Origin of the sequence: Paenibacillus silagei (genome assembly GCF_017874735.1) — a bacterium.
Taxonomy (GTDB): Bacteria; Bacillota; Bacilli; order Paenibacillales; family Paenibacillaceae; genus Paenibacillus_AQ; species Paenibacillus_AQ silagei.
The window spans coordinates 1-12876 of the sequence record NZ_JAGGLV010000017.1; the positions used below are offsets into that span (position 1 = coordinate 1).

At 51.6% G+C, this 12876-nt stretch carries 13 protein-coding genes and 1 tRNA gene; 13 read left to right on the plus strand and 1 reads right to left on the minus strand.

What is annotated here, in order from left to right:
* From J2Z70_RS22220 to J2Z70_RS22270, 11 genes are all read left to right on the plus strand, one after another.
* Positions 1 to 208: hypothetical protein (locus J2Z70_RS22220; protein WP_209876842.1), on the plus strand; the 208-nt coding region annotated here is incomplete at its 5' end.
* A gap of 550 nt (positions 209 to 758) precedes the next feature.
* Positions 759 to 1193: an NfeD family protein gene (locus tag J2Z70_RS22225; protein ID WP_209876844.1), complete on the plus strand. Its 435-nt coding sequence runs from the start codon at positions 759 to 761 to the stop codon at positions 1191 to 1193.
* Entirely contained in the window at positions 1193 to 2128 is a 936-nt protein-coding gene (locus J2Z70_RS22230; protein WP_081751185.1) for an SPFH domain-containing protein, read from the plus strand. The genes J2Z70_RS22225 and J2Z70_RS22230 overlap by 1 nt, the downstream gene beginning before the upstream one ends.
* A gap of 145 nt (positions 2129 to 2273) precedes the next feature.
* Positions 2274 to 2732 (plus strand): cupin domain-containing protein, encoded by a 459-nt coding sequence (locus J2Z70_RS22235; protein ID WP_076083140.1) that lies wholly within the window; start codon positions 2274 to 2276, stop codon positions 2730 to 2732.
* A 189-nt stretch (positions 2733 to 2921) separates the two neighbouring features.
* On the plus strand, positions 2922 to 3758 hold the full coding sequence (locus tag J2Z70_RS22240; protein ID WP_209876846.1) for an aldo/keto reductase: 837 nt from the start codon (positions 2922 to 2924) through the stop codon (positions 3756 to 3758).
* 181 nt (positions 3759 to 3939) lie between these two features.
* Complete coding sequence (gene nikB, locus J2Z70_RS22245; protein WP_235191898.1) at positions 3940 to 4854, plus strand: nickel ABC transporter permease; 915 nt, start codon at positions 3940 to 3942, stop codon at positions 4852 to 4854.
* 23 nt (positions 4855 to 4877) lie between these two features.
* Positions 4878 to 5717, plus strand: a complete 840-nt coding sequence (gene nikC, locus J2Z70_RS22250; protein WP_209876848.1) for a nickel transporter permease — start codon at positions 4878 to 4880, stop codon at positions 5715 to 5717.
* Positions 5718 to 6503, plus strand: coding sequence for an ABC transporter ATP-binding protein (locus tag J2Z70_RS22255; protein WP_209876851.1), 786 nt, complete (start codon positions 5718 to 5720; stop codon positions 6501 to 6503). It begins immediately after the preceding gene.
* Positions 6504 to 6544: 41 nt separating this feature from the next.
* The gene (locus J2Z70_RS22260; RefSeq protein ID WP_209876853.1) at positions 6545 to 7372 is read left to right on the plus strand and encodes an ATP-binding cassette domain-containing protein; all 828 of its coding nucleotides are present in this window, start codon (positions 6545 to 6547) and stop codon (positions 7370 to 7372) included.
* A 65-nt stretch (positions 7373 to 7437) separates the two neighbouring features.
* A complete protein-coding gene (locus J2Z70_RS22265; RefSeq protein ID WP_245368445.1) occupies positions 7438 to 9000 on the plus strand; it encodes a nickel ABC transporter substrate-binding protein in 1563 nt (520 codons plus the stop codon).
* A gap of 30 nt (positions 9001 to 9030) precedes the next feature.
* Entirely contained in the window at positions 9031 to 9786 is a 756-nt protein-coding gene (locus J2Z70_RS22270) for a class I SAM-dependent methyltransferase (protein ID WP_245368446.1), read from the plus strand.
* A gap of 80 nt (positions 9787 to 9866) precedes the next feature.
* Here the strand turns inward: J2Z70_RS22270 and asnB are convergent, their stop codons facing one another.
* Positions 9867 to 11711 carry an asparagine synthase (glutamine-hydrolyzing) gene (gene asnB, locus J2Z70_RS22275; protein ID WP_209876859.1) on the minus strand — a complete coding sequence of 615 codons (1845 nt, stop codon included), beginning with the start codon at positions 11709 to 11711 and terminating at the stop codon, positions 9867 to 9869.
* A gap of 148 nt (positions 11712 to 11859) precedes the next feature.
* Between asnB and J2Z70_RS22280 the strand changes: the two genes are divergently transcribed.
* Complete coding sequence (locus J2Z70_RS22280) at positions 11860 to 12216, plus strand: hypothetical protein (protein WP_036726047.1); 357 nt, start codon at positions 11860 to 11862, stop codon at positions 12214 to 12216.
* A gap of 160 nt (positions 12217 to 12376) precedes the next feature.
* A tRNA-Arg gene (locus tag J2Z70_RS22285) sits at positions 12377 to 12450 on the plus strand.
* Positions 12451 to 12876 lie beyond the last annotated feature (426 nt).

Genomic DNA, 12876 nt, shown 5'->3' on the forward strand with positions numbered 1-12876 from the left:
AGCGGCAGCGGTCGCCTTGGTCTCCGGATTTTCACCGCTAAGGGGAATGAAAAAAATCTGGAGACCACAGCGACCCAAACAACGGTCCGTTCGCGAAGCGTCCACCCAAGTGCTCACGTTGATCCTACTCCAAAATAAAAAGCTGTCCCAAGCAGCCATTTCATGGCTTTTGGGACAGCCCCGTTTTTTTAAGTGCTTTTTAGAATAGGCTGTTTCGTACACGATCCTGCTTATAGATGGGGAGTGCGAGCTGACAGAGTTGGAAAAGAGGCACTTAATTGTGCCGAAATGCGCTACTTAGAGCGAACAGTTGGAAAAAGTACAGTTAATCCGCCGAACGCTCCCCATTCAAGGGAATCTGGGCCGATTAAGTGTTGTTTCTCTAACTAATTTCTGTAGGTGCCATAATATATCTTATTTAGATGTATTAAATCCACTTGCTTGATCCGCCCCTCTCCATTCCAGTTCAGGCGTGGTGGCTGGCACCGTATTTATAACTAATTCCGTTCCTTGGAGGTTTTGGAAGCAGGATTCCGGGGTACGGAAATTTGGGTAATGAGTTTTTTGCGCTTCGATGGGATATATTTATGTTTAAATACAATTTAGCCGACCTGTATCCCGCTTAAGGTTCATAAGCTTCCACAGGCTGAAATATAATGAACAGACAGGCGGCTGTCCCGGTCTCCAAAAAATTTTGTGAAACGTGATGCCGATTATTTCGTTATAGTAGTATATAGCGGAAGGTGGTGGGTTCACCAATGAGTATGTGGGTATTATGGTTGATTGCCGCTGGCGTCTTGTTTGTTGTAGAGATGTTTACGTTTACATTCTATTTGTTATGGCTTAGCCTGGGAGCCTTGGCTGCCGGACTGGTTGCGCTTGTGCTGCCGGATGCATGGCTGCTGCAGGTTGTAGTGGGTTCGCTGGTAGCCCTGGCCCTGACGTTCTTCACCAAGCCATTGTCTGAGCGGCTGCGCAATGCGCGGGGCTTCAAGGATACCGGGACCGAGATTATCGGCAGACAGGGTCTGGTGACCGAACCGATTGAGCCTGGCCGTTACGGGCAGGTCAAGATTGGCGGCGATACATGGAGTGCGACCTCTACAGTAGCACTGGGCAAGGGTCAGCAGGTAATTGTAGTAAGAAGAAGCACTACCATTATTGAAGTAGAACGATGGGGGGATATGTACTAATGGAATTGGTGATTATCGGAATTATTATTGTTGTCGTCGTAGTATTTATCGCAATGACGATCAAGATTGTCCCGCAGCAAAGAGTTGGAGTTGTAGAGCGTCTGGGTAAATTCCATCGCCTGCTCACACCAGGTCTGAACATTCTGATTCCGGTTATTGATCAGGTGCGGGTCTATCATGACTTGCGGATTCAACAGGCGAATGTACCGCCGCAGACGGTAATCACGAAGGATAACGTACAGGTGCAGATCGATACGATTATCTTCTATCAGGTAGTGGGTCCGGAAGAAGCAACGTACGGAATCTCCGATTATGTGTATGGGGTACGGAATATCTCCACAGCCACCATGCGTCAGATTATCGGTAAGCTGGAGCTGGATGAAACCTTGTCCGGCCGTGAAAAAATCTCCTCCGACATCCGTCTCGCGCTGGATGAAGCGACAGAGAAGTGGGGCGTGCGCATTGAGCGTGTCGAAGTTATCGACATCAAGCCGCCGCTCGATATCCAGGAAGCCATGGACAAACAGATGAAGGCAGAACGCAGCAAGCGTGCGATTGTCCTGGAGGCGGAAGCCGCCAAGCAGGATATGATCCTTCGTGCTGAAGGGGATAAGCAGAGTAAGATCCTGAAGGCGGAAGGGGATAAGGAAGCCCGCATCCGTCAGGCGGAAGGTCTCGGTCAGGCACAGGAGCTGGAAGCTCTCGGTCAGGCCAAGGCGATCGAAGCAGTGGCGATGGCCGAGAAGGCCCGGATTGCCATGATTGCCAGCGCAGGACTGGATGAAAAAGTACTGGCCTATCAGTCCTTTGAAGCTCTGACTGACATGTCTAAGGGACCAGCGAACAAAATATTCCTGCCGACCAGTGCGGTGGAGACGCTGGGCAGCCTGGGAGCGATTGCCGAAGTATTTAAGGCTAGCAAAGAAGGCAAATAAGCGGAAGATAATTTACAATTGCTGCAGGATCCGTTACAGTTAATAGCACAATCAGGCCGAGGCTTAGCAGGTACGCTTGTACCTCTTAAGCCTTTGCTTATGAAGACTGTTTTGCCGCTGTGCAAAACTTGAAGGAGAAGAACCCATGACGCAAAAAGAAATTTCCCCGCTCGTAGAAACCTTGGGGCTACAGCCCCACGTGGAAGGCGGATGGTACAAGAGACTGTGGAATTCTCCGTTTGAGATTCCTCAGGACACGCTGGGCGAGGCATACTCGGGCCCGCGCGCATCAGCTTCATCGATCTATTTCCTGCTTCATGCTGACGAGAGTTCGGATTGGCATACTGTTTTGTCCTCCGAAATCTGGCTGTATCATTCCGGCAGCCCGATCGTGCTTAGTCTGGGAGGCAATGGCGCAGAGCCGGAGAACGTAACGGAGGTTATCCTGGGTCTGGATATCGCTGCGGGCCAGCAGCCGCAGGTAGTGATTCCTCCAGGCGTATGGCAGGCCGCCCGCCCGCTCGGCGAAGAGCCGGCGCTCGTCTCCTGCATCGTATCGCCGGAGTTCCATTTTGATGATTTCAAGCTGATCGACAAGAAATAAGCAGGTTTGTAGTGGAGTACGGCCGGGAAGGGGCTGTGCTCCATTTTTGTACATAAGAGGCATACAATCTTCACGATTTGGCAACCTATTCGCTATAACGGGAACAGATTTCGCAATTGGATGATTATGAGAGCGGTAATACGGTTAAGGAAGCTTGTTGAATTCAAATTAGGCTTGGAGGGTATTCATATGAGTGAAAAGAACGCACCATTTACAGGCGGGCCTACCTTGAACGATGGAGTAACTATGCCGTGGCTGGGTCTTGGCGTATGGCAGACCAAGGATGGTGAGGAGGTTATCCGTGCGGTGAAGTCTGCGGTGGAGACGGGGTACCGCAGTATTGATACGGCTGCCGGCTATAACAATGAAGAGGGTGTAGGGCAGGCAATCCGTGAATGCGGAGTCCCCCGGGAAGAGCTCTTTATTACCACCAAGGTCCGCAACCCGGATCAGGGGTATGAATCGACACTGAAGGCCTTTGAAGTCAGCCGCAAGAAGCTGGGCCTGGAGCAGGTAGATTTGTATCTGATCCATTGGCCGGTTGCCGGTAAATATAAAGAAACCTGGAAAGCGCTGATCCATCTGCAAAAGGAAGGACTGGTCAAATCCATCGGGGTGAGCAACTTCCAGCCGCATCATCTGGAGGATATCATCGAGGACAGCGGCGTGGTGCCGGTGGTGGACCAGGTGGAATTCCATCCGCTGCTGACCCAGCGTGAATTGCTGAAGTATGCACGGGAGCATGATATCCAGCTGGAAGCCTGGAGTCCGCTCATGCAGGGGAATCTGGACCTGCCGCTGCTGAAGGAATTGGCAGAGCGTTACGGCAAGACGGTAGCACAGATTGTTCTGCGCTGGGATCTGCAGCAGGGTGTCATCACTATTCCGAAGTCGGTCCATCAGGAGCGGATCATCGAGAACGCCGGATTCTTCGACTTCACACTCAGCGATGAGGATGTTAAAGCTATCGAGGAGCTGAATCAGAACCACCGCTTCGGCCCGGACCCTGATAATTTCAATTTCTAAGCTGACAGATAGAGCATTATAAGCTGTAGATGCACAGAGCGGCCTCCTCAAGGGGGGCTGCTTTTTGTATTTGGCGGCAGTGTAGCATTTTTTTTTAGGACTATTCATTTAAAATTTTTATGTTATAATCGTAATTATTACGATTAAAGACATGGAGTTGAATGCCATTATACGAACTTTGTTGCAACGCTTATTGCAGCTCATTCCTGTTCTGCTAGGCATCTCAGTCATAACCTTTGCGCTGATGCACCTAACCTCAGGTGATCCTGCAGAGATTATGCTGCGTGCTGATGGTATTAAGCCTACATATGAAGCCATTGAGGCGGCAAGAATTGCACTGGGTCTGGATGGACCTGTATATATGCAATATGTTCATTGGTTGTACCGTGTGCTCCACCTCGATTTGGGCATATCCTACAGCAGCAATCGTCCGGTATTCACAGAGCTGATGAATCGTTTCCCGGCTACTGCGCTGTTGAGCGGCTGTTCCTTATTGGCAGCTATTCTTATAGCTCTGCCTATGGGGGTAGGCTCTGCACTGTATCCGGGAAAATGGTTTGACCGGCTGGGAAGAGTATGTGCTCTGTTTAGCGTATCAATGCCAGGCTACTGGCTGGGTCTGCTCCTGATTTATTATGGTTCAGTGAAGCTGAAGCTATTACCTGTAACAGGAATGGATGGGGTCTCCAGTGTCATTCTGCCTGCTTTTACACTTGGGTTTGGCATGGCGGGGGTGTACATCCGTTTGATTCGTTCCAGTCTGCTGGACGTTCTGGCTACGCTCTACATCAAGGCGGCGAGGGCCAAGGGGCTGCAGGAATGGAGAGTCATCACCAGACATGCGCTTCGTAATGCACTGCTTCCGAGTCTTACCTTACTTGGGGTTAACATAGCAGGGCTTCTCGGCGGCTCTGTGGTCGTAGAGACTATATTTTCCTGGCCGGGGATTGGAAAGTATGTGATTGAGGCGATTTTTGCAAAAGACTATATTGTCATTCAGGGTTATGTATTATGGATGGCTGTCGTCGTTGTTCTGATTAACCTGGCAGTAGATTCACTGCATCTGATGCTGGACCCGCGAATCAGGCTGCGGTGACGCTGTAAAAGGAGCAAGGTGTTATGTTTCGGATTAGCTTATTGAAGAATAACGGAGTGAAGCTGGGGGCGGGCATTATCCTTGTGTTCATTGGTGCTGGACTCTTTGCCCCCTGGCTCTCCCCTTCTGACCCGCTGCAGATTCACATGGAGCATAAGCTGAGTATGCCTTCCTGGGATTATCCTCTGGGTACGGATCATCTGGGGCGCTGTGTGCTATCCCGTTTAATCTATGGGACAAGAACTACGCTTTACTATTCATTTGCCGTTTTGACTGTAGTTTTTGCTATTAGCATCCCCGTTGGTTTACTGGCTGGTTACGCTGGCGGCAAAATTGATCAATTGATTATGCGGATCATCGACATCTTACTTGCTTTTCCCAGCTTAATTCTATCGCTCGCAATTACAGCCATGTTGGGCGCCAGTATGAAGAATCTGTTAATCGCCTTTGCAGCCGTCTGGTGGACGGGATATGCCAGAGTGATCCGCAGCCTGGTGCTTCAGATCAAGGAAGGCGGATATATCGCAGCCGCCGCAGCGTCGGGCACTTCCCATTTGCAAATTGTGCTCAGGCATATCCTGCCGGTTGCAGCCCGTCCTATTCTCGTTCTGGCTTCTATGGAGGTGGGGACGATTATGCTCTCGATTGCGGGGCTGTCCTTCCTTGGTCTGGGGGCGCAGCCCCCTACACCGGAATGGGGAATGATGCTGAACGACAGCCGTGCCTATATTCAGACTGAGCCGCGGCTCATGCTCTTTCCTGGAATGGTAATCCTGCTGGCAGTTCTGGGCTTCAATCTGTTGGGGGAAGGCTTGCGCCGCTCAGCGCGTGATTACGATACCCGGGAGGTGAGTGTCCGGTAAATGAACAATGAATCCACCCTGCTGAAGGTTAGTCACTTATCGGCCAGCTTCCATACCGGAAGTCAGCAAGTCAGGGCTGTAGAGGATGTCAGTCTCGAAGTGAGGTCCGGGCAGATTGTTGCTCTGGTTGGCGAGAGCGGCAGCGGGAAAAGTGTTACGGCGATGTCTATTCTGGGACTGCTAGATCCTCCAGGCTGCATTGATAGCGGAGACATCTGGCTTCACGGCCACAATCTCCGGGAGTGCTCCACCCGCCAGCTGAGGAAGCTCCGGGGAACTGAAATGGCGGTTATTTTTCAAGATCCCATGAACGCGCTGAATCCGGTGCTTCCGGTTGGAAGGCAGATCATGGAGACGATCGCCCTGCACCGGCAAGTCACTGGGCAAGAAGCAAAGCAACTGGCTATGAAGCAGATGCAGCAAGCGGGCCTTAACGATCCGGCGCAGCTATTTAGTAAATATCCTTTTCAAATTAGCGGCGGGATGTGCCAACGGGTGATGATCGCTATCGCGCTGGCTTCCGGGGCAAGCTTACTTATTGCAGATGAACCTACAACGGCTCTGGATGTAACCATCCAGGCACAGATACTTACGGAGCTGGACCGGATCAGACGGGCGAATCATATGGGCATCCTGCTCATTACGCATGATCTCGGCGTTGTCGCCGAGCTTGCAGATTATGTATATGTGATGAAATCCGGAAGGATTGTGGAATCAGGCAACGTCTTTGACATCTTTTCACGTCCAGTGCATCCCTACACTAAATACTTAATGGATTGCAGATAACAACTATAGAATTATATGTTCTACGGGGGAGGTGGTGATCCATGAAGCTGCTGGAGGCGGTAAGCCTGAATAAGAAGTATGGAATGAAAAGGGGGTGGTTCACATCTGAAGCCAGGAGTGTACAAGCTGTGAATGATGTGTCCTTCAGTCTGGAGAGCGGAGAAACCCTGGGACTGGTGGGTGAAAGCGGCTGCGGGAAGAGTACCTTAGCCAGACTCTTGCTGGGACTGGAGAAACCGTCCTCTGGAAGAGTGCTATACCGAAATATGGACTATACTGACTGGAGCTTCAGCGAGATGCGTCAGATCCGCAGCAGGATGCAGATGGTGTTCCAGAACAGTCTGGCTTCCTTTAATCCACTGTTCACAGTAGAGCAAATTATCGGAGAGCCTCTGCGGAACTACGGGGAGAGGAAAGCCGGCGCGCGGAGAATTCTGGTAGCTGACACGCTTGAGCTTGTTGGACTTGAGCAGAAGCACATTCATAGCTATCCGCATGAACTCAGCGGCGGCCAGCAGCAAAGGGTAGGAATTGCCAGAGCTATTGCACTGCGCCCGGAGCTGATCATCTGTGATGAACCGTTCTCCAGTCTCGATGTTACCCTGCGCAAGCAAATGATGGATCTGTTGCAGGCATTGAAGCGGGAGCTGGGATTATCCTACGTGTTCATTACACATGACTTGTCGGTCGTGAACCGTTTTTGCGACAGTGTAGCTGTGATGGTTCAAGGGGAGATTGTGGAGAAGCAATCAGGTGAGGGGCTCATGCAGCAGGCAGACCACCCTTATACACGGAAATTGCTATCCTCGATACCTGTGCAAGACCCCCGCTTAAGGAGAAAAGATAGAGAAAAGGAGTACAGAGAATGAGAGCCAGCTCAAAGTCAAAAACTGTATTAACAACATCACTATTCATCCTGCTTCTTGTAATAATAATGGGGATATCAGGTTGTAGTCATTCTGATAAAGCAGCCCAAACCTCTGACTCCGGGGACAAGGCGATTACTGTTGCCATAGCGGCTGATGCCGGTCTTGACCGGCTGGATGCCGGGGCCTATGAGGGTTCGATGAATGTACATGCGATGATATACGACGGATTAGTTGAGTACGGCGAGAAGGGCGAAATCCTGCCTTCGCTTGCGGAGTCATGGGACATCTCTGAGGATGGGAAGGTCTATACCTTCCATCTTCGTCAGGGGGTCAAATTCTCGGACGGTACGGAATTTAATGCGGATGCAGTCAAGTTCTCCTTCGAACGGTGGGTTAAAGATCCGGCCAATTCGCTGAATGTAGCTACCGCCATGGAATCTCTTGAGGTCGCAGACAAGCATACGATTACTATGACATTCAACAAAGCCTATTATCCTTTCCTGACCGAGCTATCCTTTGCAAGACCGGTACGGATTATCAGCCCTACCGCAGTGGAGCCAGCAGGTGATATTAACGGTACATTCGTCCGGGCGATTGGAACCGGTCCTTGGATGGCAGAGAGCTATAAGACGGATCAGGAAGCCGTACTGGTCAGCAATCCTAATTATTGGGGAGACCTGCCGAAGCTGTCCAAAATTATTATGAAGGTCATTCCTGATCCACAGTCCAGAGTACTGGCGCTGCAAAGCGGGGATGTGGATATTGCCGGGGGACAAATGGGGAAGCTTCCAGTCGAAAGTGTACCCGTGATCGAAGCGGATTCCTCACTAACTCTGCAAAAATCACCAGGAACAAGCTCGCATTTCATGATTTTTAACTATAATACATCTGCTCTGCAAGACCTGAATGTCCGCAAAGCGATTAATTTGGCGATGAACAAAAAAAGCATTGTGAACGATCTTATGAATGGTATTGGACAGGAGGCCAAGGGCTTGTTCCCGCTGACCGTTCCCTATGTCACAGAGTCCAATAACACATGGTACGGCTTCGATCCTGAAGAAGCGAAGCAACTGCTGGCCACTGCCGGCTATAAGGATTCGGATGGAGATGGAATTGCCGAGAAGGACGGAAACCCGCTTGAGTTCAATTTCGTGCTGCAGCAGGCGGAATATCCGGAATGGAAGACCATTAGTGAGCTGATTCAATCCGAACTCAAGGAGATTGGCATTGACGTCAAGCTTCAGGTGCTTGAGCCGAATGCTTATTATGATGCCTTATGGACAAGCAAAGCTTACGATCTCATCCTGTACCGGACCTATGATGATGCTTATAATCCGCATTCGTTCCTGTTGTCCCTGTTCCACCGAACCACTGAAGCACCTGCTGTGGTATGGTCTGATGCGGAGCTGGAAGCACAGATTGATAACGCAATCGGAGCCATGGATCTTCAGGAACGTCAGAGTGCCTATGATTCCATATTCCTCAGAATGTATCAGGAGGCGATGTTTGCAGCGATTTATTTCCCTGATGACATATTGGCTGTAAATCATAGAGTGACCGGATTCAAGCCGGGGTACACCACGTTCACACCTGTCTTTTGGAACCAGCTGGATGTGGACAGTAAATGATAAGATACAGTACTTGCCAAGAAGGAGTGAATGATATTGAGTATTCAACAAGAGGTAGAACATTATTGGGAAGGTGAAGCAGAGCTGTATAGTGAAGGAATCCAGAAGGAACTGAACGGCTTCCAGCGGGAGGCCTGGCTGAAGCTTATCCTTGATCATGCTCCACAGAAGGACAGCCTGCATGTTCTGGATATTGGCTGTGGTCCCGGCTTCTTCTCCGTCATTCTCTCAAGTGCCGGACATTTGGTTACGGCCATAGATTGTACAGACAATATGCTGGAAGAGGCGCGTCTGCACTCCAGCCGGGAAGGAGTCGATGTAACGTTCCGCAAGATGGACTCGCATAAGCTGGATTTTGCTGCGGAGAGCTTTGATCTCATCGTGTGCCGCAATGTCACTTGGAGTCTTGCCGATCCGCAGTCAGCCTACAAGGAGTGGGCAAGAGTACTCAAGCCCGGGGGACGGCTGCTGGTCTTCGATGCCAACTGGAACCGTCATCTATGGGATGAAGAGATGGCGCGGAAGCACGCAGAGGATCAGCAGGCCTATATCGATAAGGGCTATGGTGAGCTTCCGCATCATACGAACATCGAAGAGACTGACCGTCTGAGCCTGGCCTTACCGCTGACAAGAGAGTGGCGGCCGGAGTGGGATGTGCGGGCACTCACAGAGGTGGGCTTCTCCGCTGTCTATACGGAAGAGAATCTGAACGGACAGGTGTTGGATGAGCAACAGCAAGTCTTGTACCGGTCAACGCCGGTGTTCATGATTTGCGCTGAAAAATAAGGCGGACCGGCTTGCTAAAATGTAAAATAAAAACAGCGGCTCTCTTTGATGAGAGCCGCTGTTTTTGGTTTGAAGCGGCATCAGCCGATCGACACATTGTATGTCTTCAGCCACAGGTTGACCTGGGCCAGATAAGCGAATAATTGCGGGCCGGACATCAGCTGGCCGAACCACGGCAGATTGGTGGAGGACTCTGGCGATGCGGCGATTTCTCTGATTTTGGCCGGATCAATGAGCGGAAGAATGGGGGAGGAAGGATCGTCCAGAATGCTTAGTACCTGTGAGCGCACCTTGTTCAGATAGGCAGGGTTATGCGTTTTGGGGTACGGGCTTTTTTTGCGGTAGAGCACATCGTCCGGCAGTACACCCTCCAGCGCCTTGCGCAGGATGCCTTTTTCCCGGTTGCCTACCATCTTAATCTCCCATGGAATGTTAAAAACATATTGCACCAGCCGGTGGTCACAATACGGAACGCGTACCTCCAGTCCCACGCCCATGCTCATCCGGTCCTTACGGTCCAGCAGGGTCGGCATGAAGCGGGTTATGTTGAGATAGGACATCACCCGCATCTGTGCCTGTTTGCCGGTCTCACCGTCAAGCTTCGGTACCTCAGCCACCGCATCGCTATACCGGTCTCCTAAATATTCCAGCGGACGTATCCACTCCCGGATTTCCGGCGATAATAATCCGGCACGCATATTGGGGGCCACTGACCAGGGGAAGGTACCGGAAGATAACATCTCCTCGCGGTGGAACCAGGGATAGCCGCCGAAAATTTCGTCTGCTGCTTCGCCTGAGATGGCTACTGTGGCCTTCTTTTTGATCTCCTGGCAGAACAAATAGAGTGAGGAATCCACGTCGGTCATCCCCGGCAAATCGCGGGAGTACAGAGCGTTATCGAGTGCGGCTACCAACTCCGGGGTGTCAAAAGCGATAAAGTGATGATTCGTGTCCAGCTCGTCGACCATCCGCTGAATCCAGGGACCGTCGGCTCCGGGCTGGAAGCTATGGCTTTTGAAATGCTTATCGTTGTCTACATAATCGACCGAGAAGGTATCGACCCGGCCCTGGCCGGTCCGCTTGTAATAATCCACGGCAAGCGCAGTCAGGGCGCTGGAATCCAGTCCGCCGGAGAGCAGTGAGCAGACCGGAACATCCGAGACCAGCTGGCGCTCCAGCGTATCCTGAAGCAATTCGCGCACCCGTGCTGCCGTCTCATCCACGTTATCGGTATGCTGGACACTCTCCAGCTTCCAGTAAGCATAGCTGCGGATTCCGCTGCGGCTGTAAATCATGGCAGACCCAGGGCGAAGCTCGAATATATCTTTGTATACCCCTTGTCCCGGAGTCCGTGCCGGACCGATAATGAAAATCTCGGCGAGGCCCTCCGGTCCGACCTTCGGCTGGACGAGGGGATGCTGCAGCAGCGCTTTGGGCTCGGACCCGAAGACGAAGACATCATCGACTTGGCTGTAGAACAGAGGCTTCACGCCCAGGCGGTCACGGGCCAGGAATACCTGATCACGTAAGCTGTCCCAGACGGCAAAGGCGAAGATGCCATTGAGCTTCTCCGTGCAATCCGGCCCCCATTCGATGTAGGCATGCAGCAGAACCTCGGTATCGCATTCCGTGAGAAAATGATGCCCGCGCTGCTTCAACTCTTTTTTCAGCTCAGGGGCATTATATAGCTCGCCGTTATATACTATAGCGTATAACTTATCCTCATGGCGGGCAATCATCGGCTGTGCACCGTTCTCGGGATCGATGACGCTGAGTCGGCGGTGTCCGAAGGCAATAGGCCCTGAAATCCAGGTTCCGGCTGCATCCGGTCCGCGGTTGGCTAACGTTTCGGTCATTCTGACGAGCAGCTGCGAGTGCCCGGTAAGATCACCGCGCCACTGGACAAATCCGGTTATTCCGCACATGTCTGATTCATCCTCTCTTTTGTGCGATTGTTGTCTGTCCTTTCTTTTTTGCCAAGTAATACAGATATATGCCGATTGAAGGGATAAAATGTATGTCCTTATCCGAACACTAGGGGAGAGGGAAATTTGCCAGGAGGGATGATGACAAGTGTATTACATTAAAGACGCCAAAATCCGCAGAATGACTGACTATGACGGCGCGCCTTGCGCAGAGGTTGGCGTATTGCCTGGAGCTGTGGGCGATTCCGCACTGCTGGTGTATATTGTTGAGGATCAGCGCGAGGAGGGCTATGAAATTGTCCGGATTCTGACGAATGATGCGGATACGGCCACCGACTGGTTCGACAATAATCTGCATGATGCCTTCAAGGACGTTACGGTCAGCGGCTTCACCGGCAGTACGGTGATGACTCCGGAGGATGAACGCTCCAAGTTCCAGCGCGAGCTGCTGATCTTCGGCGATCTGAAGCGGCAACTGGGCGAGCACTTCCGGCAGCTTCCCTGATTGACCATAGAGCAGGAGGCTTTCCGTGACGGCGGTTGCGGGAAGCTTCTTAACTGGAAGAGTTTGGTCTTGCTAATTCTGGTGAATCAGGTATAATGAATAACGTTGCGTTAATACATATCTCTTCAAAAGCTTCAAGTGATACAACGTTATCCTACATGTCCCGGTAGCTCAGTTGGATAGAGCATGCGCCTTCTAAGCGCACGGTCGGGGGTTCGAATCCCTTCCGGGACGTCAAAACAACAGCCTTCCTTCGGGAGGGCTGTTTTGACGTCTGGGGATGAGAAGCCTTGGCGCCAGCCGGGGACGTTGGAGCATAAGCTTCGTTAGGATTACTTCGCAATCAGCCCGAATGGGCTGTATCCCTTCCGGGACGTCAAAACAGCAGCCTTCCTTCGGGAGGGCTGTTTTGACGCCCCGGGATGAGAACCCAAGGCGCCAGCCGGGGACGTTGGAGCATAAGCTTCGTTAGGATTACTTCGCAATCAGCCCGAATGGGCTGTATCCCTTCCGGGACGTCAAAACAGCAGCCTTCCTTCGGGAGGGCTGTTTTGACGTCCGGGGATGAGAACCCCCTTTTTATTTTGAGTAGGATCAACGTGGGCACTTGGGTGGACGCTCCGCAAACGGACCGTTGTTCCAATCGCTGTTGTGTCCAGA

Bases quoted from the DNA above. Each gene is read 5' to 3' on its own strand.
- J2Z70_RS22225 (WP_209876844.1), top strand. From the start codon at position 759: ATGAGTATGTGGGTATTATGGTTGATTGCCGCTGGCGTCTTGTTTGTT.
- J2Z70_RS22230 (WP_081751185.1), top strand. From the start codon at position 1,193: ATGGAATTGGTGATTATCGGAATTATTATTGTTGTCGTCGTAGTATTT.
- J2Z70_RS22235 (WP_076083140.1), top strand. From the start codon at position 2,274: ATGACGCAAAAAGAAATTTCCCCGCTCGTAGAAACCTTGGGGCTACAG.
- J2Z70_RS22240 (WP_209876846.1), top strand. From the start codon at position 2,922: ATGAGTGAAAAGAACGCACCATTTACAGGCGGGCCTACCTTGAACGAT.
- nikC (WP_209876848.1), top strand. From the start codon at position 4,878: ATGTTTCGGATTAGCTTATTGAAGAATAACGGAGTGAAGCTGGGGGCG.
- J2Z70_RS22255 (WP_209876851.1), top strand. From the start codon at position 5,718: ATGAACAATGAATCCACCCTGCTGAAGGTTAGTCACTTATCGGCCAGC.
- J2Z70_RS22260 (WP_209876853.1), top strand. From the start codon at position 6,545: ATGAAGCTGCTGGAGGCGGTAAGCCTGAATAAGAAGTATGGAATGAAA.
- J2Z70_RS22265 (WP_245368445.1), top strand. From the start codon at position 7,438: ATGGGGATATCAGGTTGTAGTCATTCTGATAAAGCAGCCCAAACCTCT.
- J2Z70_RS22270 (WP_245368446.1), top strand. From the start codon at position 9,031: ATGATATTGAGTATTCAACAAGAGGTAGAACATTATTGGGAAGGTGAA.
- asnB (WP_209876859.1), bottom strand. From the start codon at position 11,711: ATGTGCGGAATAACCGGATTTGTCCAGTGGCGCGGTGATCTTACCGGG.